20 protein-coding genes are annotated in these 21,829 nt (G+C 64.9%); 12 read left to right on the forward strand and 8 right to left on the reverse strand.

Features of this window, described 5'->3' with window-relative positions; all coding sequences use genetic code 11:
• Positions 1-5 precede the first annotated feature (5 nt).
• From J7E83_RS06170 to J7E83_RS06180, 3 genes are all read left to right on the forward strand, one after another.
• The gene (locus J7E83_RS06170) at positions 6-3,227 is read left to right on the forward strand and encodes an efflux RND transporter permease subunit (RefSeq protein ID WP_214960018.1); all 3,222 of its coding nucleotides are present in this window, start codon (positions 6-8) and stop codon (positions 3,225-3,227) included.
• Between the two features lie 113 nt (positions 3,228-3,340).
• The gene (locus J7E83_RS06175) at positions 3,341-4,465 is read left to right on the forward strand and encodes an LLM class flavin-dependent oxidoreductase (protein WP_214960019.1); all 1,125 of its coding nucleotides are present in this window, start codon (positions 3,341-3,343) and stop codon (positions 4,463-4,465) included.
• Positions 4,465-4,947, forward strand: coding sequence for a MarR family winged helix-turn-helix transcriptional regulator (locus tag J7E83_RS06180; RefSeq protein WP_214961003.1), 483 nt, complete (start codon positions 4,465-4,467; stop codon positions 4,945-4,947). Before J7E83_RS06175 ends, J7E83_RS06180 begins: the two co-directional genes overlap by 1 nt.
• Before the next feature lie 15 nt (positions 4,948-4,962).
• Here the strand turns inward: J7E83_RS06180 and J7E83_RS06185 are convergent, their stop codons facing one another.
• A complete protein-coding gene (locus J7E83_RS06185) occupies positions 4,963-5,769 on the reverse strand; it encodes a transglutaminase family protein (protein WP_214960021.1) in 807 nt (268 codons plus the stop codon).
• 69 nt (positions 5,770-5,838) lie between these two features.
• Positions 5,839-6,690, reverse strand: coding sequence for a hypothetical protein (locus tag J7E83_RS06190; RefSeq protein ID WP_214960023.1), 852 nt, complete (start codon positions 6,688-6,690; stop codon positions 5,839-5,841).
• A 215-nt stretch (positions 6,691-6,905) separates the two neighbouring features.
• On the opposite strand from J7E83_RS06190, the gene J7E83_RS06195 reads away from it, so the two are divergent.
• The 3 genes from J7E83_RS06195 (at position 6,906) to J7E83_RS06205 (ending at position 9,326) form a co-directional block, all read left to right on the forward strand.
• The gene (locus J7E83_RS06195) at positions 6,906-7,895 is read left to right on the forward strand and encodes an alpha/beta hydrolase (protein WP_311379588.1); all 990 of its coding nucleotides are present in this window, start codon (positions 6,906-6,908) and stop codon (positions 7,893-7,895) included.
• A 154-nt stretch (positions 7,896-8,049) separates the two neighbouring features.
• Positions 8,050-8,712: a DUF1684 domain-containing protein gene (locus tag J7E83_RS06200; RefSeq protein WP_214960027.1), complete on the forward strand. Its 663-nt coding sequence runs from the start codon at positions 8,050-8,052 to the stop codon at positions 8,710-8,712.
• 107 nt (positions 8,713-8,819) lie between these two features.
• Positions 8,820-9,326 (forward strand): GtrA family protein, encoded by a 507-nt coding sequence (locus J7E83_RS06205; protein WP_214960029.1) that lies wholly within the window; start codon positions 8,820-8,822, stop codon positions 9,324-9,326.
• Between the two features lie 12 nt (positions 9,327-9,338).
• On the opposite strand, the gene J7E83_RS06210 is transcribed toward J7E83_RS06205, so the two are convergent.
• The 6 genes from J7E83_RS06210 to J7E83_RS06235 all read right to left on the reverse strand — a co-directional run bounded on the left by J7E83_RS06210 (position 9,339) and on the right by J7E83_RS06235 (position 15,804).
• Positions 9,339-10,496 carry a cysteine desulfurase family protein gene (locus tag J7E83_RS06210; protein WP_214961005.1) on the reverse strand — a complete coding sequence of 386 codons (1,158 nt, stop codon included), beginning with the start codon at positions 10,494-10,496 and terminating at the stop codon, positions 9,339-9,341.
• Positions 10,497-10,503: 7 nt separating this feature from the next.
• Positions 10,504-11,400 (reverse strand): carboxylating nicotinate-nucleotide diphosphorylase, encoded by an 897-nt coding sequence (nadC, locus tag J7E83_RS06215; RefSeq protein ID WP_214960031.1) that lies wholly within the window; start codon positions 11,398-11,400, stop codon positions 10,504-10,506.
• Complete coding sequence (locus J7E83_RS06220; protein WP_214960033.1) at positions 11,393-13,177, reverse strand: L-aspartate oxidase; 1,785 nt, start codon at positions 13,175-13,177, stop codon at positions 11,393-11,395. The genes nadC and J7E83_RS06220 overlap by 8 nt, the downstream gene beginning before the upstream one ends.
• The gene (gene nadA, locus J7E83_RS06225; RefSeq protein ID WP_214960035.1) at positions 13,177-14,493 is read right to left on the reverse strand and encodes a quinolinate synthase NadA; all 1,317 of its coding nucleotides are present in this window, start codon (positions 14,491-14,493) and stop codon (positions 13,177-13,179) included. The genes J7E83_RS06220 and nadA overlap by 1 nt, the downstream gene beginning before the upstream one ends.
• Positions 14,490-15,200: an NrtR DNA-binding winged helix domain-containing protein gene (locus J7E83_RS06230; RefSeq protein ID WP_214960037.1), complete on the reverse strand. Its 711-nt coding sequence runs from the start codon at positions 15,198-15,200 to the stop codon at positions 14,490-14,492. The genes nadA and J7E83_RS06230 overlap by 4 nt, the downstream gene beginning before the upstream one ends.
• Before the next feature lie 124 nt (positions 15,201-15,324).
• On the reverse strand, positions 15,325-15,804 hold the full coding sequence (locus tag J7E83_RS06235) for an Lrp/AsnC family transcriptional regulator (RefSeq protein WP_214960039.1): 480 nt from the start codon (positions 15,802-15,804) through the stop codon (positions 15,325-15,327).
• A gap of 174 nt (positions 15,805-15,978) precedes the next feature.
• Here J7E83_RS06235 and J7E83_RS06240 point away from each other — a divergent pair, with 174 nt between their 5' ends.
• From J7E83_RS06240 to J7E83_RS06265, 6 genes are all read left to right on the forward strand, one after another.
• Positions 15,979-17,358: an amino acid permease gene (locus tag J7E83_RS06240; RefSeq protein WP_214960041.1), complete on the forward strand. Its 1,380-nt coding sequence runs from the start codon at positions 15,979-15,981 to the stop codon at positions 17,356-17,358.
• Positions 17,359-17,516: 158 nt separating this feature from the next.
• Entirely contained in the window at positions 17,517-18,554 is a 1,038-nt protein-coding gene (locus J7E83_RS06245) for a thiamine pyrophosphate-dependent enzyme (protein WP_214960043.1), read from the forward strand.
• An 82-nt stretch (positions 18,555-18,636) separates the two neighbouring features.
• Positions 18,637-19,602 carry an alpha-ketoacid dehydrogenase subunit beta gene (locus J7E83_RS06250; RefSeq protein WP_251043584.1) on the forward strand — a complete coding sequence of 322 codons (966 nt, stop codon included), beginning with the start codon at positions 18,637-18,639 and terminating at the stop codon, positions 19,600-19,602.
• Positions 19,595-19,924, forward strand: a complete 330-nt coding sequence (locus tag J7E83_RS06255; protein ID WP_214960047.1) for a biotin/lipoyl-containing protein — start codon at positions 19,595-19,597, stop codon at positions 19,922-19,924. Before J7E83_RS06250 ends, J7E83_RS06255 begins: the two co-directional genes overlap by 8 nt.
• 4 nt (positions 19,925-19,928) lie before the next feature.
• Positions 19,929-20,756, forward strand: a complete 828-nt coding sequence (locus J7E83_RS06260) for an alpha/beta fold hydrolase (protein WP_214960049.1) — start codon at positions 19,929-19,931, stop codon at positions 20,754-20,756.
• A gap of 54 nt (positions 20,757-20,810) precedes the next feature.
• Complete coding sequence (locus tag J7E83_RS06265; RefSeq protein WP_214960051.1) at positions 20,811-21,794, forward strand: serine hydrolase; 984 nt, start codon at positions 20,811-20,813, stop codon at positions 21,792-21,794.
• The last annotated feature ends 35 nt before the right edge of the window (positions 21,795-21,829 follow it).

Raw genomic sequence — 21,829 nt, forward strand, 5'->3', positions numbered from 1 at the left:
TCGCGATGTTCCGGCTGGCACAACTCTCACTTGCGAACCGGGCCCTGATTGCGCTGGTCACCATCTTCGCGTCGGTGTTCGGCGTGATCACGATGTCATCGCTGAAGCAGGAACTCATACCCTCAATTGAGTTCCCGCAGATCACGGTCCTGACAGCCATGCCCGGGGCTTCTCCTGAGGTGGTGGACAAGCAGGTCAGCGCGCCGCTGGAAAAGGCGCTGAACGGCGTCGAGGGCCTGGAGTCCACCTCCTCCACATCGCGCAATGGCGTGTCGCAGATCACCATGGTCTTCACCTACGGGTCAAACCTGGACCGGGCACGGAACCAGATTGACCGAGCAATCTCCAATGCCAAACGTTCCCTGCCGGAGGACGTCCAGCCACAGGCCATCGCCGGCAGCATCAGCGACTTCCCGATCGTGTTCCTCGCGGTCTCCTCCGACAAACCGCTCAGCGAGCTGAACGCGGACCTGCAGCGACTCAGCGTGCCCTCGCTCCAGAAGATCGACGGCGTCCGGGGAGCCGATGTGACCGGCGGCGCCACCCAACACATCGAGATTCTCCCCCGTGCCGACGCCATGGCCGCCAAGGGCGCCACCATCCAGTCGATCAGGGATGCACTGAGCAACAACGGGGCGCTGATCCCTGCCGGAAGCGTCGAAGAGCAAGGCAAGACACTGTCGCTCCAAATCGGCAGCCCGGTGGATTCCCTGGATGCCATCAAGGCCCTGCCTCTGGGAGGCGCGAAGGATGCCGCCACGATCGGCACCATCGCCGACGTCAATCTGAAGGAGGACGCGCGGACTTCCATCACGAGGACAAACGGCGAGGAAACCCTGGCCGTTTCCGTCACCAAGAAGCCCGAAGGCGATACGGTGGCGATTTCGCATGCCGTGAAGGACTCGCTCGCCGGACTTGAGGCCGAGCTGGGGTCGAACGCCAGGTTCACGGCCGTGTTCGATCAGGCGCCGTTCATCGAGAAATCCATCAAGGACCTCACCACCGAGGGCCTGCTGGGGCTGGGCTTTGCCGTCGCCGTCATCCTGGTGTTCCTGCTGTCTGCCCGCTCCACGCTGGTCACGGCGGTGTCCATCCCCCTGTCCCTCCTGGTCACATTCATCGGACTCACGGCCACGGGCTATTCGCTGAATATCCTGACCCTCGGCGCGCTCACCATCGCCATCGGGCGCGTGGTGGACGACTCGATTGTGGTCATCGAGAACATCAAGCGCCACCTCAGCTATGGCGAGGACAAGGTCACCGCCATCCTGACCGCCATCCGCGAGGTCGCCGGCGCCATCACCGCCTCCACGCTGACCACCGTGGCCGTTTTCCTGCCGATTGCCTTTGTGGGCGAACTTGCCGGCGAGCTCTTCCGCCCCTTCGCGCTGACGGTCACCATGGCACTGCTGTCATCTCTGCTCGTTTCGCTGACGATTGTCCCGGTCCTCGCCTACTGGTTCCTCAAAGGCCCCGCCGGATCCGTTGCCGGGCAGGCTGATGCCCGTGAGGCTGCTGCCGCCTCCCGGGCGAAGGCCCAGGAAGCTGAGCAGAAGAGCGTGCTTCAGCGCGGATACCTCCCCGTTCTGGAAAAGACCCAGAAGCACCCCGTAATGACGCTGATAGCCGCCGCCCTGGTCCTCGGCGGTACCGCTGCCATGACGCCTCTGCTGGCGACCGATCTCCTGGGCCGGTCCGGAGAGAACAGCATGACCGTCCGCCAGGTGCTTCCGGCCGGAACAAGCCTGGCGGATACCAGCGCTGCCGCCACAAAGTTGGAAGAGGTGCTCCGGCGCGTCGACGGGGTGAAGAATGTCCAGGTCACCTCAGGTAACGCCCAGACAGGCTTTGCCGCCCTGACTTCATCCGGTGCGTCCAACTCCACCTTTACGGTGGTTACAGATGAAAAGGCCAACCAGGCCAGGCTGCAGGACACCGTCCGGGCAGAGCTCGCCAAGGTGCCGGACGCCGGGAAGATTTCCGTCGGCTCCCAGCAGGGCGGCTTCGGCACATCCTCCACCGTAGACATCACCCTCAAGGCAGCGACCTCCGCTGACCTTCGCCAAGCCAGTGACGCCATGCTCAAGGCCATGACCGGGGTGCCGGGAACCAGCGAAGTGGCCACCAACCTTGCGGCCAGCCAGCCTGTGGTGCAGGTCAAGGTGGACCGGGCAAAGACTGTCGCGGCCGGACTCAACGAAGAGCAGGTGGCAGGAGTCCTGGCGGCCACCATCAGCCCTGTCCCTGCCGGGACCGTCCGGATCGACACTGATGACTTTCCCGTCCAGGTCGGCGCAGGAACCCGGTTCACCAGCCTCGATGCCGTGAGGAATATCCCGCTTCCGGCGGCCCGCGGACCCGTGACCCTCGGCAGCATTGCGTCGGTGGAGCAGGTGGACGTGCCCGTGTCCATCACGGCGAGCAACGGTCAGCGGACCGCCAAAGTGTCCGTGACGCCGTCGGGCTCCAACCTGGGCGCCGTGAATACAGAGGTGCAGGCCCGCCTGGCCAATGTCCAGCTGCCGCCCGGGGTCACGGCTGAGATTGGCGGCGCCACCACCCAGCAGGCAGAGTCTTTCCGGCAGCTGGGGCTGGCGCTCCTGGCCGCGATCGCGATCGTGTATGTGATCATGGTGGCCACCTTCAAATCCCTCGTCCAACCCCTGATCCTCCTCGTCTCGGTCCCGTTCGCGGCAACCGGGGCGGTGGCGATGCTTCTGGTGACCGGCATTCCATTGGGGTTACCCTCCCTGATCGGCATGCTGATGCTGGTGGGGATTGTTGTGACCAACGCAATTGTGCTCATTGACCTCATCAACCAGTACCGGAAGCCGCGCAACGGCCTTCCCGGCATGAGCGTCGCGGACGCTATCACCCACGGGGCAAGGCAGCGACTTCGTCCCATCCTGATGACAGCCCTGGCGACGGTCTTTGCGCTCACGCCCATGGCGCTCGGTCTGACCGGTGGCGGCGGCTTTATCTCCCAGCCGCTCGCAGTTGTGGTGATTGGCGGCCTGGTTTCCTCCACGGCCCTGACTCTCGTGCTGGTTCCCGTGTTGTACCGGCTCGTGGAGGGGCGGCGGGAAAAGAAGTCGCTGCTCCGCGCCATGCACGAGCGCCTGGAGATTGGCCCGGCGAACGACGTCGACGCCGAGTTCCGCGACTGGACAACCGGAATGACTCCCAAGGTCAGCGGACGCCGGGCCGCCGCCGGCGACGCCACCTAACTGACGGGAATATTCTCGCCGGGACTGCGTTGTATGCGTCAGTACATGCAAATGCATGTAAATCGGGTATAGTGGAATCAAGCCCGCAAAGCTCCCGCAACGGAAGGCACATCATGCAGATCGGCGTATTCAGCGTCAGCGACATCACCACCGACCCCACCACAGGCCGCACGCCCACCGAAAATGAGCGCATCAAGGCGTCCGTGGCGATTGCCAGGAAGGTCGAGGAAATCGGCATGGATGTCTACGCCATCGGCGAGCACCACAACCGCCCCTTCTTCTCGTCGTCGCCCACCACAACACTCGCCTACATTGCAGCCCAGACAGAGCGGATCACACTCTCCACGGCCACCACACTGATCACCACAAATGATCCGGTCAAGATCGCCGAGGACTTCGCCATGCTCCAGCACCTGGCCGATGGCCGGGTGGACCTCGTCCTGGGCCGGGGAAACACAGCACCGGTGTATCCATGGTTCGGCAAGAACATCCAGGACGGCGTGGAACTGGCCATTGAGAACTACAGCCTGCTGCGCCGGCTCTGGGACGAGGACACGGTCAGCTGGTCCGGCAAGTTCCGGACCCCACTCCAGAACTTCACATCCACCCCCCGCCCGCTCGACGGCGTTGCGCCCTTCGTGTGGCACGGCTCCATCCGCACGCCCCAGATCGCGGAAGTCGCCGCTTACTATGGCGACGGGTTCTTCGCGAACAACATCTTCTGGCCTAAAGAGCACTACCAGCAGCTGATCGGCCTCTACCGTGAGCGCTACGAGCACTACGGCCACGGCAAGGCCGACCAGGCGATCGTTGGCCTCGGCGGCCAGTTCTTCATGCGGAAGAACTCCCAGGACGCGGTCAAGGAGTTCCGCCCGTACTTCGACAACGCTCCCGTCTACGGCCATGGCCCGTCACTGGAGGACTTCACGTCACAGACTCCGCTCACCGTGGGCAGCCCGCAGGAAGTCATCGAGAAGACCCTGACGTTCCGCGAGTACTTCGGCGACTACCAGCGCCAACTCTTCCTGATCGACCACGCGGGGCTTCCCCTGAAAACTGTTCTCGAACAGCTTGACCTGTTCGGCGAGGAAGTCCTCCCGGTCCTCCGCAAGGAGTACGCGGCCCTCAAGCCGGCCCATGTTCCTGACCCGCCCACGCATGCCAACCGCGTTGCAGGGATGGTGGGCGCACAGAGCGCCGAAACCACTCCGGCCGAAACCGCAGTGTCGGGGGCGTGATGAACGCCTCCGGATCCGAATCGCCCGTGCGCCTTGCGGCTGAGACGTGGGAGTCGCTGTTCAGGGCGCAGGTAGCAGTAATGAGGAAACTCCAGGCCGGACCCGCCTTTCGGAAACTGGCCCTCAACGAGTATGACGTCCTCTTCACCCTCTCCCGGTGCCCCTCGGGTTGGCTGCGGTTGAACGAACTGAACGACCAAGTCCTGCTGAGCCAGTCGAGCCTCAGCAGGCTCGTGGAGCGGCTGGAGAAGCGCGGCCTCGTCGCACGGATGCCGGCCCCTGAGGACGGCCGCGGCGTGCTGCTGAAGCTGACGGAAGAGGGCGTGGAACTCCAGAAGGACATAGGCCGCGAGCACGTCCGGGACATCTCCGTACTCATGGGCCCCGCCCTGACTGCTGCCGAGCAGAGGGAACTTAAGCGCCTGACCGAGAAGCTCCGCAGTTCCGTGGGTGCGCGGCCGGCCAAACAGCCGGCCAGCTAGGCCCGGGGCAGCCCGTCAGGCCAACACAACCAGCCTGGCAGGATCTTCGAGCGGCAGGTTGCCGTTCACCACAGCGGTGACGCTCATCTGGTTCAACGTCAGGCTGCCACCCACAGTGGACAGGAAGGCTGTGTCGGCAGAGTCCCGTCCCGCAGTGATCCTGAGCATCGACTCACGCGGGGCAAGCCCTGTGGGGTCGATGATGTGCCACGCTCCGTTCACGTACGCCTCAGCCACAGCATGGAAATCCATGGGGCTCAACCCCGGGGCGTATACAGCCGCAAGACGGGCCGGGATGTCCTTTGAGCGGAGCAGGGCGATGGCCAGGTGGGCGAAGTCGCGGCATACTCCACGACGGTTCAGGAGTGTCTCCACAGCCCCATCTGTCCCCCGCGACGAACCGCTGATGTACCTCAGCTCACCGTGGACCCAATTCCGCACGGCATGGAGCAGTTCCTCACCGTGCAGCCCACCGAATTCCGTGTAGGAGGTGGGCAGGAGCCGGTCCGATTCGGCGTAGCGGCTAGGCCGAACGTAGCGGATGAGCTCGTCCAGCGTTGCCTCCTCGGGGACCGCCTGCCCTGTCACGGTCGCGGAATAATCGACGGTGACCTCAGAGGGATCGGCAAACTCCATATAGTGGAGCCGGCCGCCGTGGTGGTCCGGCAGTTCTGTCAGCCGGACGGGCTCCCCGCCCACAGTGACAGACAGGGCTTCGTCGAGCGAGGTGTAGCCGGGGTTCCTGGCCACCGCTATGGCCAGGGCTGCCTTGGTCTCGGCCACTGTCCTGAAAACCAGGCGGGCAGCTACGGTGCGTTCCATGTATCTCCGGGGGTGAGGTGGTGCGGAACAGCCGCTGTTCCGGCCCGGTATTGAGGACCGGCAGCGGGACTAGTTCTTGATCTTCAGAGACATTAGCATCCGTTGGACATTAGCGAATTCAGCGCTCTCGGCCACGTACTTGGCCGCCTGGTCCAGGGTGTCATAGGCCTTGGCGGGAGCCACCTTCTCATCCGGGGCAAACGCCTTGAGCGCTCCCACGTCACCGAAGGAATAATCACCCTTTCCGTCCGGACCGCGGACAACGTTGCGCAGCTCGCACGCCTGCCCGTCTGCCCCGCCCACGATGTTGGTGATGCCGTACGAGCCGAAGTACCGGTAGCCCTGGATCACACGGAACACGACATGCGGGGCTATGGTGCCCTCCCCCGCCAGCGCGGGAACTTCCACAGGCACGCTGCTGACAACCGTGTAGGGCCGGCGTGCCGCTTCAGCACACTCGGACGCCGACGGCGGCAGTCCTGTCCGCAGGGCCGCGACAAACGTGCCGTCCTGCTTCTTCACCTCGATCCTCAATGCCCCGGCCAGGGTCCCTTCCTCAGGGCTGAGGGATTGGGCGATCCACTCCTCCGGCAGCTCGAAGCTGACCGTCTTGCCGGGATCCGAGAAGGTCTTCCAGGCGGACGCCGTTGCTCCGGGTCCAGGGGAGGCGGGCGCCGTTGTGGGCCCACCCGTCGTTGGGCCTGCTGTTGCGGCCCCCGCCGCCGGGTCTGAGGCTGCGGAGCCCGGTGTTCCCGTTGAGCCGGCGGAACTGGCCGCCGCGGACGTGTCCGGCTGCGCCGTCCAGGAGGGCTGCGCGTTGCCCTGGTTGCTGCACCCGGCGGCGAGTCCGCCAGCGATCAGTAAAGCCGCGATTCGCAGCCCGAATAACGTGGCTTTGCCTGCCGTTGCCTTCCGTGTCATGGAGACAGCATAGTTGTGGAAAGTGATGCATCCGTGAAGCCAGGCCTTAGCATGGTCAAAACGGGGGCCAATGGGGGGAGCTTGTTATGGGTTCGTTGGAATCGACGCAAACTGGTACTCGTGAGCAGGAATCATTGCGAACAGCCCTGGCAGGATCTTCCGGTTTAAAAGCAGGGGCTTCCCGGCTAAAGGCAGCATCGAAGGTGCGCCGGTCGGTGCGGCTTCGGAAGAGGGATCTTTTCGTCGTCCTGGTCCTGGTGGTCCTCATCGCTGTTTCGGCCACGCCCTGGCCTTCCGCGCTCGTAATTCGCAGTGTTTTCGGGCGTGGGGCCGAGTCCACTGTTGACGAGATGACGCCGTACGTTCCGGATACTCCCTTGCGGACACGCAGCGGAGTCGTCTATAAACCCGGCGCAACTTTCGACGTTTTCACCCCGGAGAGCGCCACGGGCCCCCTTCCCACGATCGTATGGATCCATGGCGGCGCGTGGGTCTCCGGCGCACAGAGCGACGTAGAACCTTATCTTCGGATCCTGGCGGCCCAAGGCTACACAACTATAGGCATCGGCTATCCGATCGCCCCCGAGGCGGTTTACCCGGCTGCCGTTCAGGACATCAATGAGGCGCTCGCGTACATCAAGGCGCATGCCGGCGATCTGCAGGTGGATTCCAGCCGGATTGTGCTGGCCGGAGATTCTGCCGGCGCGCAGTTGGCCAGCCAGATGGCTACCCTGACAGTCAACCCTGAATACGCGAATCTGCTCGGGTTGGAGCCCGCACTTCAAAAGCAGGAACTTGTCGCAACGATCCTCCATTGCGGGGTCTATGATCTGCAGGCCATGGCGGATCTGAATGGAATTGCAGCCTGGGGCTTCAAAACCGCGTTGTGGGCCTACACCGGTACCAAAGACTGGTCCGACACCTACGCCGGCAGCACCATGTCCACAGTTGAATTCGTGACGGGTGACCTTCCTCCAACCTTCATCAGTGGGGGCAACGGCGACGGCCTCACCTGGTTGCAGTCCGTTCCGTACAGCAACAGGCTGAGGGCTGCGGGTGTCCCGGTGACGGAACTGTTTTGGGGCGCTAATCACGAACCCGCACTACCTCACGAGTATCAATTCCATCTGGACTTTGCAGAGGCCCGTGAGGCGCGGGACAAGACCTTCGACTTCCTGTCCGAGCACACGGCAAATCCACGCTGACCGATCCAGGAGCCTATGAGCGGGTCTGGCGAGCATTAGTCGACTGGACATGGGTGGCGCCGGTTGCGATCCGTTCTACCCACAGGGGGCCGCCACTCCCGGTGTGTCGGCCTCCTGACCGGGAGCGGGCGCGGAGGGGACTAGGCTTGGGGATATGGCGGATGAGCAGTACGGCGCGGCCGAAGACAGCCTGGCGGACATCTCCGCCATCGACATTGCCGACTGGCGGCTACGGACCTTTGCCATGTACGACACCGTCCGCAGGATTGCCGTGGAAAGTCCATCAGAGGCACACACATATTGGCGGCAGGAACGCGACCGCATGTTCGCAACCCACGCGGCGTCCGCGCTGACGCAACAGGATAAAGCCCGCTTTTCCGGGCTGAAGACTGCAGACTACGATCCTATCTACCGCTTCCACGTGCCGCTGACGAAGGAAGGGGCAGGCCGCGAGCTGAATGTGGAAACAGCCACCGACGGCGTGGTGCGGTTTGTCCGGCTAGGCACCTTCGACCTTCCTGAGATGGGCCAGCTGGCCGTTTGGAAGCTGCACGGCTACGGCGGCGGGATCTTTGTTCCCTTCCGGGATGCCACTGCGGGCCAGCCCGGCGGCAGTTACGGCGCAGGCCGGTACCTGCTGGACACCATCAAGGGCGCCTTCCACGGCGTCCATGGCTCCGGTCCGAGCGCGGAATTTGTCTTGGATTTCAACTTTGCGTACAACCCATCCTGCGCCTACAACGAGGCTTGGACCTGCCCGCTCGCTGGACCGTCCAACCGCCTTGCCGTCGACATTCGGGCGGGCGAACTGTACTGAATATCACCCCGCTCCAGAGATTTCACCAGCGGGTTCGGGACAGTCTGGAAGATAGTGAAGCTGCGCCGGCGAGGGGTTTCACAGCCTAATGTGTCAGGCTTGACCCCATGGAATCCCCTGCTGCGCCCGCCCACCAGCTGACCCAGCAGCCCCGGCTCGGTGAAGCACCGCGCCGGGCACCGGCGACCAGGCATTACCGTGGAATGCTCCGGTTTCCGGTAATCCGCCAACTCATCCGCTTTACGGGCGTGGGCATCGTCTGCACGGCCACATCCCTGGCGCTATACGCGGTGCTGCGTCCCTGGCTGGGGCCGCAGCTGGCAAATGCGGCCGCCCTTATCGTCACGTCCTTGATGAACACCGCACTGAACCGCAGACTGACGTTCAAAATCACCGAGCAGCGCAGGATGGCCCGCGACCATGTGAACGGCCTGTTCGTGATCGCGGTGGCCCTGGTCCTCACTGGCGGCAGCCTGGGAGTCCTGCATTGGCTGAATCCTGACGCCACGGTGGCCGATGAACTCTGGACCACCACGTTGTCAGGCTTCGTGGCAACCGCCGTCCGCTTCACCATGCTGCGGCACTGGATCTTCCGCCGCGCCCGCCACCGGTAGGACCCCTGCGGGTCAGCCGCGGCCCAATGTCCGGACGCTGGCAACGGCAGTTTGGATCGCCTGCGCGGCCGCCTCCAGCTCTGCGCCACTGACGGTGGAGTCGAAACTGAAGCGCACGGCCGTCTGGGCCACGTCCGCCTCGATGCCCAATGCGGTCAGGACAGGAGAGGGCGCATCGGAACCTGCGGCACATGCCGAACCGCTCGAGCACACCACGCCCTGCCGTTCCAGTTCCAGGAGCACCGATTCCCCGCTGGTGCCGGGGAAGCAGAATGACGCCACGGACGGCAGCCGTTCGGTGGGGTGCCCGGTAAGCACAGCCCCGGGAACGGTGCTCAGCACCGCTCCGATGAAGCTGTCCCGAAGGGCAGCGACGCGTTCCGCGGCCGGCGTCTGCTGGGCCTGTGCCAGTGTCAGGGCGTTGGCCAGGCCCACGGCGCCTGCCACGTTTTCCGTCCCGGAGCGGCGCCCCCGTTCCTGGCCACCGCCGTGCACAAGCGGCTCGATCCGCGTCCGGCCGCGGACATAGAGCACACCGCAGCCCTTGGGTGCCCCGAGCTTGTGGCCTGAAATGCTCAGCGCATCCACCCCCAGCGTCGTGACATCCAGGGGCAGCCAGCCGGCAGCCTGCACGGCGTCGGTATGGAAAGGGATGCCCCGCGAACGCGCCAGCGCCGCGAGCCGGGCGATCGGCTGCACAGTGCCTACCTCGTTGTTGGCGTACATCACGCTGACCAGCGCAGTCTCTGGCTGGAGCACGGCAGCGAGGGCCTCCGGCGTCACCCGTCCGGTCCCGTCCACTGGAACCACGTCCACCGCAAAACCGTGGAACCGCTCCAGATACCGGGCCGATTCCTCAACGGCGGGATGTTCGACGGCGCTGATCACCACCCTGTTCAGCATCGGCTCAGTGGCCTGCCGCGCCAGCGCAATGCCCTTCACGGCCAGGTTGTCCGCCTCCGTGCCGCCCGAGGTAAACGTCACTTCGCCGGATCTGCAGCCCAGCACGCCGGCAACAACTGCCCGCGCCCTTGCGAGCGCATTCGCGGCGGCTTCGCCCAATGAATGATGGCTGGACGGGTTGCCGAACTCGCCAGTCAGGTAGGGCCACATGGCGTCCAGCACTTCGCGCCGGACGGGCGTAGTGGCCGCGGCGTCAAGGAAGATCATGGCGTCCTCAATCCACGGCCAGCTCGACATCGAGGCCCAGGTCCAGAGCGGCCACGCTGTGCGTGAGCCCGCCGACGGAGATCACGTCCACGCCCGTGGCGGCGATCCCCGCCACCGTCTGCAGGTTCACGTTGCCGCTGGCCTCCACGCGGGCGCGGCCGCCAACCTGGGCAACGCCGGCTTTCAGCTCATCCACCGTGAAGTTGTCCAGCATGATGGTGTCCACGCCGGCGGCCAGTACCGGTTCAATCTGCTCCATGCTGTCCACCTCCACTTCGAAGTGCGTGGTGTGGCCGAGTTGCGCTTTCGCCGCGGCCAGGAGTTCCGTGAGCCTGGCGGGGTCCCCTCCTGTCATGACGGCAAGGTGGTTGTCCTTGGCCAGCACGGCGTCGGACAGGCTGTACCGATGGTTGGCGCCGCCGCCGCAACGGACTGCGAACCGTTCCAGCACACGCAGCCCGGGAGTTGTCTTGCGGGTGTCCGTGATCCGGGCGGAGGTGCCTTCTGCCAGCTTCACGAATTCCGCGGTTTTGGTGGCGATGGCGGACATCCGCTGCACCAGGTTGAGGGCGACGCGTTCGGCCAGCAGCACCGAGCGGGCCCTGCCGCTGACCCGCGCAAGGCTGGTACCGGCGTCGAACGCTTCACCGTCCGTGAGCAGCAGCTCCACTTCCGTGTCCGGATCGATCAGCAGCATGGCGTCGCGGAACACGGTCGCGCCGCTGAAGACGCCGGGCACTCGGGCGTTCAGCACGGCCGTGGCCTGCGCCTCGGCCGGAATCAGCAGCTGTGAGGTGATGTCGCCGGCTGGCGCGTCCTCGGCGAAGGCCCGTTCCAGGATTTCCCGCACGGGGGCCGACGGAAGGGACAGCCCAATCCTGGAGGCTTTAGAGGCTTTAGTCATGGACGAGGCTCGCTTTCGGGCGCATTCGGTAGGTCTCTTGAAATTCTTCGGCGCCGGCATCGTCAATGCCACCCTCGGGCAGACGGCTGTCACTGCGGTAGTGGGCTCCCACGGATTCCCGGCGCTCCAGCGCGGCGCGCACCAGCAGCTGCGCGGCCAGCAGCAGGTTGGCGTCCTCGATGGACTGCGGATCATCTGTACCAGGAACGCATTCAGGACGGACGACGGCGGCCCAGGCTTCCAGCACCAGCTCCGCCTCCCGCAAAAGCACCCCATTCCGCAGCACCCCGGCCTTGGCAGTCATCAACCGCCGAAGAGCATCCCGAGAGAACGGCTCAGAAACAGCTACACCATCCCAATCGGACGCTCGTTGTGTTTTCAAAGCGGCACCCAAGCGGCGCTGCCCGACGTCGTCCGAGGGTGTTCCGGAAGCGAGCGTCAAGGGGAGGCCGCCAGCGGCCGAGACAGCGAGCGGAGGAACAGCGTCGGACGGCGCCCCAACCGAGTCGTCCTGCCCAAGGAATCCTTCAACAGCGCGCCGTCCGAAAACCAACCCTTCGAGCAGCGAATTGCTGGCGAGCCTGTTGGCTCCCTGGACGCCGGTGCAGGCCACTTCGCCAGCAGCGAGGAGTCCGGGCACGCTGGTCCGCGCGTGGAGATCGGTAGTGACGCCACCCATCCAGTAGTGGGCGGCCGGAGCAACGGGCACGAGGTCCCGGGCCCAGTTTATGCCGGCTTCGCGGGTGCGCTGGCTGAGTGTGGGGAAGCGCTTCTCCAGGAAACCCGGGCCGTTGGCCGCCTCAATCAACCGTGCATCGAGGTACACGTGGCCGTTGGGGTCTCCCAGTTTGGCGAGGTGGAGGGCGATGCTGCGAGAAACCACGTCCCGGGGCGCCAGTTCAGCGTCCGCGTGGTATTCAGGCATGAAGCGGCGGCCTCTGGCATCGAGAAGCACTGCGCCTTCACCGCGTACTGCTTCGGAGATAAGCAGCGGATCCCGGTCGACCGCCTGATCAGCCGTCTCTCCGACGGGCACGAGGCAGGTGGGATGGAACTGAAAGAATTCCAGGTCGGCCACGGCTGCCCCCGCACGCCAGGCAAGGGCGAGCCCGTCTGCCGTTGCAACTGCGGGATTGGTGGTTTGGGCGAAGAGCTGCCCGGCGCCGCCGGTGGCCAGCAGCACAGTATCGCCCGCCACACTTTCCCTCCGGCGGTCATGGATGAACTCGACACCTGTCACCCTCCCCCTGGACAGGACCAGCGCGGTGGCACGGGCCTGCCCGATCAGCCGGATGGTTCCGTCAGCCCAACGCGCCAGCACGGCGCGGATCAGGGCATTCGCCACCCCGGCGCCCGTGGCGTCGCCGCCGGAATGCAGGATGCGCGGTGCAGAATGGGCTGCCTCGAGCCCCAGGGAGAGGCCGCCGTCGTGGTCCATATCGAAGTCCACGCCATAGCGCCGGAGCCCGGCGATGTCATGGCGCGCCTCCGTGCAGAGAACCCGCACGGCCTCTTCATTGCAGTGGCCGGACCCTGCCTTGAGGGTGTCGGCGATGTGCGCCGCCACGGTGTCTCCTGGCGCCGGATGGTCCAGGACGGCGGAAATGCCGCCCTGGGCGTAGTAGGTGTTGCTTTCGGCAAGGGCTCCTTTGGTCAGCAGCACGACGTCCACGCCCGCATCGGCGGCCAGGAGCGCGGCATACAGCCCCGCGATGCCGCTTCCGACGACGATGAGCCGCCGGCCCGCCGGGGTGTGCTTTACGTGGGCCCGGGTCATTACGGCTTGGCGGCGAGCATGCGCTCGAGCGCGGTCCTGGCATTCGCCTGTACGGCGTCCGCAACGGTGATCCGGTTGACGATGCGGCCCGCTACCAGTTCTTCGAGGACCCAGGCGAGGTAGCCGGGGTGAATCCGGTACATCGTGGAACACGGGCAGATGACGGGGTCCAGGCAGAAGATGGTGTGCTGCGGGTATTCGGCAGCCAGCCGGTTCACCATATTGATTTCCGTGCCGATGGCGAACGTGGTGGGCTCGGTGGCTGCAGCGATGGCCTTCTTGATGAAGTCGGTGGATCCGGCGGAGTCTGCCGCGTCCACCACCTCCATGGGGCACTCGGGGTGGACGATGACCTGGACTCCGGGGAAGTCAGCCCGCGCCTTGTCGATCTGTGCCACATTGAAGCGCTTGTGCACGGAGCAGAAGCCGTGCCAGAGGATCACGCGGGAATTGAGCAGTTCCTGTTCGGCGTTGCCGCCCAGTTCTTTCCGCGGGTTCCACATGGGCATCTGTTCCAGCGGCACACCCATGGCCTTGGCGGTGTTGCGGCCCAGGTGCTGGTCAGGGAAGAACAGGACACGCTGCCCGCGCTGGAACGCCCATTCGAGGACGGTCTTGGCGTTCGAGGAGGTGCAGACGATGCCCCCGTGTTCACCGCAGAAAGCCTTCAGGGCTGCGGAGGAATTCATGTAGGTGACGGGGATGACCGGGACCCGGCCGTCGGCGTCGGGCTCTGTCCCGAAGATTTCCTCGAGCTGCTCCCAGCACTCTTCCACCGAGTCGGTGTCCGCCATATCGGCCATGGAGCAGCCGGCGGCCAGATTGGGGAGGATGACCGCCTGTTCCGGCGTCGAGAGGATGTCTGCGGTTTCGGCCATAAAGTGCACGCCGCAGAAGACGATGGCCTCGGCGTCGGGTTTGGTCAGCGCCGCATTGGCCAGCTGGAAGGAATCGCCGACAAAGTCCGCATACTGGATGACTTCGTCGCGCTGGTAGAAATGCCCCAGTATTACGGCGCGGTCACCCAGAGCCGTCTTTGCGGCGCGGATTCGGGCATCCAGCTCGGCGTCGCCGGCCAGCTTGTATTCTTCCGGCAGCTGGCCCTGGCGGGGCGTGGCGGCCGGGGCGACATCCGCGCTGGACGCTCCGGGGCCGTAGGCGGGGACGCCGGCGAGCGACTCGGCAAGGTCGTAGTCCCACGGGCCTTTGGCAAGTGCAGGGCTGCAGGTGCTGCCTGCACCGTTGTGTGTGGCCAGTGCGCCCTTTTCGGCCTGCTCGCGCGTGATCAGCTGGATTGCTGTGTTGACGCTGCTCATGGTGTGCTCCTGTTATCTGGGTCAAGGCCGGGGCGGCCGGTGAAGCGGTAGAGGCGTGGGGGGCGGTGTTTTCCGCCCTGGAGGTACTCACCGGTCTCTTCGATCTCCGGCGTGGACATGATCTGGCGGCGGAAGTTGGCGGGGTCCAGCTGGCGGTCCAGCACCGCCTCATATACTTCCCGGACCTGGGCCAGGGTGAAGTACTCCCCCAGCAGGTGGTAGGCGACGGAACCGTAGGCAAGCTTGTTGCGCAGGCGCCAGAGGGCGTAGTCGACGATCGCGTTGTGGTCGAAGGCGAGCTCCCCGAGGCGGTCTGCCCGGAACCACTTGACGTTCTCGGATTCGTCGGCGAGTGCAGCTTCGGTGGGCTGGACGAGCGCCCAGTAGACGATCGAGACAACCCGCTGGCTGGGCGATCGGTGCAGGCCACCAAAGGCGTATAGCTGCTCCAGGTAGCTTGGGGCCAGGCCTGTTGTCTCCCGCAGATTCCTCGACGCCGCATCCTGCAGGGACTCAGTGTGGGTCAGCGGTCCTCCAGGGAGGGCCCACAGGCCCTTGAAGGGCTCGCGGATGCGGCGCACCAAGGGCATCCAGAGCGTGGGCCGGCCCGACGTTTCACTGGGCCGGAGGGCAAAGATGACAGTCGAGATAGCAAGTGAGGGGGGCGCCGTCTGACGCTCGGCAACGTTCGCTGAACTGGTGTACATCCGCCCTCCCCCTTCTCACCAACGCCGTTTTAGTTATAGTCATCTTGACCAAAACTAATTCTACGGCGGCGGCCCCCGGAATCAAAATGTTTCGGCGGAGCCGCCCATTAGCAGGAACTGTGGGCTATTCCGGCCTGGTGGAAGCTGCCGACTCCAGCAGACTGAGGGTCCTGCCTTGGAAATGGGTGTTGAGGACTATAACCGACGAGGCCCGCTGCACTGTCCTGGTTGCGATCATCGCATCCAGCACCCGCTGAAGGTCCGGGTTGGACCGTGCAGCAATTCTCGCCATCAGGTCCGAGCTCCCTGAGACCGTGTGAATTTCGATCAGCTCGGGAATCGCTGCCAGCGCCTCGGCTACAGCATCGTGGCCCAGATCCTGATTAATGGTCAGGGAACAGAATGCAACCACCGGGAATCCGAATTTGGCTGGATCCGGCTGGGGAACCCACGAACCGATCACGCCGGCCCCGGTCATCCTGTCGAGCCTCGATTGGATCGTTGCCCTGGCCACCCCAAGGATTCGCGAAGCCTCCAGTACCGATGCCCGGGGGCTGTCAGTGAAAAATCGGACAATTTTGGCGTCCAGAGCATCAACGTTCATGCATTCTCCTGTCAGCACGCGCGGTGAGGCAGCAATCTGGTATGCCTTTGGCGCCTTGATAAATCAAAGTGCATCCATGGTTGCACACGGTGGCGCTTCCCGCGACGGACAAGGCGGTAAATTCGAGTGGTCCCACAAGGACTGACCCCCTACACCCCAAGAAGGTTCAAAGCCATGACGATGAAGTCCACGCTGGTGGTCCCACAAGCCCGCCTCGGCCACAGCATGAAACCCCGCCAGCTCACGATGATGGGATTGGGCAGCGCCATTGGGGCCGGCCTGTTCCTGGGCTCCGGGGCAGGAGTGCAGGCCGCCGGCCCGGCGGTGCTGATCTCCTACCTTGTTGCGGGGACGTTGATCATCCTGGTGATGTGGGCACTCGGTGAAATGGCGGCCGCCGATCCCACCAGCGGTGCGTTCTCGGTATATGCCGAACGCGCCCTGGGCAAGACCGCCGGGGCAACCGTGGGCTGGCTGTGGTGGCTACAGCTGGTGGTGGTCATTGCCGCGGAAGCCCTGGGGGCGGCCGGATTGTTGTTCTCCATCTGGCCCGACATTCCGGTTTGGGCACTGGCCCTGATCTTTATGGTGCTTTTTACCGCCATCAACCTCGCCGGCGTCAGGAACTTCGGTGAATTTGAGTTCTGGTTCGCCATCCTGAAGGTTGCCGCCATCGTCCTGTTCCTGGCGGTAGGCGCTCTCGTCCTGCTGGGTCTCCTGCCGGAAGTGGAATCGCCCGGGCTGTCCAATATCACCACGGACTTCGCGCCGACGGGCCTCGGCGGAATCGCCACTGCGCTATTTGTGGTGATCTTCGCCTTCGGGGGGACCGAGATCGTCTCCGTTGCCGCCGCCGAAACCGAGGACCCGGCGCACAGCGTGGGCAAGGCGATCCGCACCGTCGTGTGGCGGATCCTGGTCTTCTACATTGGTTCGGTGTTCGTGATTGCAGCCGTTCTCCCGGCCACTTCCGGCGGACTCGCCTCACCGTTCGCGGGCGTCCTTGACGCCGCCCGCATCCCCGGTGCCGGAACGGCAATCACCCTGGTGGCCGTCGTCGCACTTCTTTCAGCCCTGAACGCTAACCTCTACGGTGCGTCCCGCATGGTGTATTCATTGTCCCTGCGCCGCGAAGCTCCGGCCTTCCTTTCCAGGCTGAGCGGCGCGGGCGTGCCCACGCTTGCAGTTTGGATTTCAGTGGCCTTCGGTTTCATTGCCACAGTCCTTGAGCTGATATTTCCGGAACGCATCCTGCCGGCCCTGTTCCAGCTGGTGGGCTCCACCTGCCTGGTGGTGTGGGGCACCGCCCTCGTCTCACAACTGATCCTCCGCCGGCGCGCGGACAGCAACGGCACTCCCCTGCCCCTGCGGATGAAGGGCTTCCCGGTGCTGACCATTGTGGGCCTGGTGCTCCTGGGCCTGATCTTCGCCGTCGGCTTCAGCGCCGAAAGCAGCCGTGGCCAGCTCCTCAGCACCCTCACGCTGGTAGCTTGCCTGGCCGCCGCGTGCTGGATCGGCGCCCGGCTCACCACCGGTGAGCGCGAACCCCATTAAGTAGCGCCGACGGCGAGCGCGGCCCCAGCCAGGACTGCAACCGCCCAACTGAACAAATTGCCATGCGCTTGGGCTGAAAAATCGGCAACTTCTGGCAGTCTGACCAACAATTACTGAGCTGATTGCGCGTCGCCAGGCCGGTGACTAAGGTCACAGCCATGGACACCCTTCCTCCCCCGGACTCCGGCAGTGCAGCTGTCCCTCTAACCTCCAGGCAGCTCCGCGAACTGTATTCGCTCATGGTTGCCGTCAGGCATCTGGACAGCTCCGCAGTCGCGTGGCAGCGGCAGGGCATCATCCCCGGCTACGCACCCGAACTGGGGCAGGAAGCAGCCCAGGTAGGCAGCGGCTACGCTGTCGACCTGGCCCGGGACTTCGTCTTCCCCACCTACCGCGAGATGGGCGTCGCTCGGGCCATGGGCGTGGACATGGTGGCCTACATGGCAACGCACAAAGCCACCTGGCACGGCGGGCTCTACGATCCGATCGAATCCCGGCTGGCCCCGATCCAGGCCGTGGTGGCCGGCTCGGTGCTGCACGCCGTGGGGTGGGCGCACGGCCAGACCCTGGCGGGTAGGGACGGCGTGGCAATGAGCTACTTCGGCGACGGCGCCTCCTCCCAGGGCGATGTCCACGAAGCCATGAACTTTGCCGCCGTGATGAAGGCTCCGGTGGTGTTCTTCGTCCAGAACAACGGCTGGGCCATTTCGGTCCCCGCGGACCGCCAGGTGGCCGGCGGCTCCGTAGCTGCCCGGGCGGGAGGCTACGGCATCCCGGCTATCCGGATTGACGGCAACGACGTCGTGGCAGTCTTCGAGGCAACCCGACGTGCACTGGCCCACTGCCGGGCTGGCAACGGTCCGGTCCTGGTGGAGGCCATGACGTACCGCCGCGGCCCGCACTCCACGTCTGATGACCCGGGCCGCTACCGTTCGCTCGCCGAAGAGCGCGACGGCGCAGGCGCAGATCCGCTGGAACGCTTCCGGCAGCGGCTGCTCGCCGACGGAACTGCGGACGAAGCGTTCTTCGCTGCCGCCATGGCTGATGCCAAGGCAGAAGAGGAAGAGATCCGCGCGGGCATCCAGGCACTCGGACCGCGCCCCGGCGAAGAGATGTTCAGCCTCGTCTTCCAGGAAACTACCCCTGTCCTGCAGGCCCAGGCCGCCATCTGGCGCGAGGAGTCGGAACATGTCTAACGCCATCGTTGAAAGCGGGGCCACCGTGCGCCATGGAGCTGAAGAGGGCGGACCCGGAGAGAATGGACGTGAACAGCTCTCCATGCAGCAGGCCCTGAACCGAGCATTGGATGAAGTACTTGCGGAGAGCCCGAAAACCCTGGTTTTCGGCGAGGACTGCGGCCGGTTGGGCGGCGTCTTCCGGATCACTGACGGACTGCAGGCAAAGTACGGCGAAACCAGGGTGTTTGACACCCCGCTTGCTGAGTCCGGCATCCTGGGCATGGCCGTGGGACTCGCCATGGCAGGCTTCCAGCCCATCCCCGAGGTGCAGTTCGACGGTTTCGCCTATCCGGCCATCAACCAGATCGTCTGCCAGATCGGCCGGATGAACTACCGCAGCCGCGGCACGCTTCCCATGCCCATCACGCTGCGCGTACCCAGTTTCGGAGGCATCCGCGCGCCGGAACACCACGGCGAATCCCTGGAGGCGCTCTTCGCGCACGTTCCCGGGCTCAAGGTAGTCTCGCCGTCGAATCCGCACGAGGCCTACCATCTGCTCAAATATGCGGCCACGCGGCCTGACCCGGTGATTTTCATGGAGCCCAAGTCCCGTTACTGGCAAAAGGACGGCGTCGACGTTTCCCACGGCGGCTCCCCCACCGGCGCGAAGGTCATGCGCCCGGGGCGGCACCTCACGCTGGTGGCGTGGGGTGCCATGGTGGGCCGCTGCCTTCAGGTGGCGGACCTTGCGGCCGAGGACGGGGTGGACGTCGAGGTCCTGGACCTGCGCTGGCTCAAGCCCATCGACGCCGAGACACTGGCGACGTCTGTACGGAAGACGCGGCGCGCCGTCGTCGTCCATGAAGCGCCCCTGACCTCGGGACTCGGCGCCGAAGTGGCGCAACTCATCACGCAAGGCTGCTTTGATACCCTCAAGGCGCCCGTGGAACGGGTGACCGGCTTTGACGTCCCTTACCCCTCAGGCGACCTCGAAGATGAATACATCCCCAACATTGACCGCATCCTCAACGGAATCCAGCGGGTCTTGGAGTACCGCCGTGGCTGAAATCTCATTCCCGCTACCGGACCTGGGCGAAGGCCTCATCGAGGCGACGGTGCTTGAATGGCTCGTTTCGGAGGGGCAACAAGTGGAGCGGAACCAGCCGCTCGTGGAGGTCGAAACGAGTAAGTCAGCCGTTGAACTGCCCAGTCCGCAGGCAGGTAAAGTGGTGCGTACCTTCGGTCGGCCCGGCGACAGGATCAATGTCGGCGAGCCCCTGATTGTGTTCGAGGTGCCGGATGACACTGCCGGGATTGTGGGCACGGTCCCGAAGGATGAGGCACCGAAGCGCCGGGTCCGCCTGAGCGCCGTACTTGATGAGGACTGACACCATGAGCGGCAGGCACACCGGCGGGCAGCATTCCCACACCGTGGAAGGGACCGATCCGCAGCTGTATGTGCAAGTGCATGATCCCGCGTCTGACGCCGGGCTCAGGCCCGTCCTGCTGCTTCATGGTTTTTCGTCGTCCAGCAAACTCAACTGGGAGGACACCGGGTGGGTGGCCGCCCTGCTCGAGGCAGGCCGTCGCGTCATCACTGTGGACCTGCCCGGCCACGGCCGCAGCGGCGCACCGGAGGACCGGGACTCCTACGCCCCCAGCCGGATCCGGGCGGATCTGCTCCAGATAGCGTTCGACGCCGGCGTGCGGCCTTTGCAGGACGGCGATCCTTCCAGCGGGCTGGACGTGGTGGGCTACTCGATGGGTTCCCGGCTGGCCTGGGAGTTCGGTGCCACCCAGCCGGAAATCGTGCACCGGCTGGTCCTTGGAGGCCCGAACATTGCTGATCCGCTGGCCGCTTTTGACCTGGTGGCAGCGCAGGACTATCTCGCTGACGGCACGCCCATCGCGGACGAATCCACCGCCGGCCTGCTCAAGATGGCCCAGCTGCTCCCGAGCAACAATATTTTCGCCCTGCTTTCCCTCATCGAAGCCATCAAGGCCGAGCCGTACGATCCGGCCGAAGCCGTCCCGCATATGCCGATGCTCCTCGTGGCAGGGGAAAAGGATGACCGCGCGGCCACCATGCCGCAGCTTGCCGAGCTGGGCATCAAGGCGGGGTCAATGGCTGAGCAGTTGGTGCTCCCCGGACGCAACCACACCAACGCCATCACCAGCAGGGCCTTCAAGCAGGGTGCCATTAACTTCCTCGCTGTCTGACTCCTGACAGGAGTTTCATAGCTACTGCAAAGCCTGTGTTGGTTTGATCGGCATATGTACGATCGATCCCAGCGCCGCCCCCGTCTCCGGAGGGTCCTCGCCGGACTCGTGGCGGCGCTCCTGGCAGGCACCGTTTACGCCGTGGTCCAGGCCTCGCCGTCGCGGCCGGCACCTCCGTCGGCTACCACGTCGGGGGTGAACTCCGCGGCGGCACCGCCCTCTGCCTCGGCGTCGCCCGCAGCGCCTCCACCCGCGCCTGTACCCGCGCCAGCCGTGGCGGCTGCAGCTCCGGCTGCGGCGCCGTCGACCGGTTCAACGGGCAGCAACCCGGTCCAGGTTGCTACCTCGGCAATCGGGAGTCAGCTCGGGACCGCGATTGCCGGCATCATCAGCGCCAACAGCCAGTACCAGGTGGGAGTGGCGCTTATTGACCTGGGCAACGGCGCTCTCCACCAATACGGTGTTGAGGAACCTTTCGAGGCGGCCAGCACGGCAAAGATCCTGACAGCGGCGGCCTACTATCAGCTGGTGGAAGCGGGCGCAGCGTCCCTTGACGACCCGCTGGGCAACTATACGTCGGGCTTCCAGCTCCAGGAGATGGTCCAGGACAGCGACAACGATTCGTGGAGCCTGCTGATGGATGCCGTGGGCCACCCCCGCCTCCGCGCCTATGCGGCATCGATCGGCGTCACCTATGACCCGGAGGTGAACACCCTCTCCACCGGAGACATGGCCCATATCCTCGCGCAGCTGTACACAGGAAAGCTCCTGGACCAGGAACACACTGCGCAGTTGCTGTCCTACATGCAGAACACCAACGATGAGGACCTCATTCCTGCCGCCGTTCCGGATAACGTAACCGTCTTCCACAAATACGGCCTGCTAGACGACGAACTTCACGACGCCGCCATCCTCACCGAAGGCGCCGCCAGTTTTGTCCTGGTGGTCTACACCAAAGGTCAGGACCTCAGCGATGATCCGGAGCGGACAGCGGTGATCCACGACATCACCCGCACCGTCACCGCGGCCCTTTTCTGACTTCCGGCTCCGTCTTCCGGCTCCGTCTTCAGGCT

Origin of the sequence: Arthrobacter sp. ISL-48 (genome assembly GCF_018613805.1) — a bacterium.
In the GTDB taxonomy this organism is placed as follows: Bacteria; Actinomycetota; Actinomycetes; order Actinomycetales; family Micrococcaceae; genus Arthrobacter.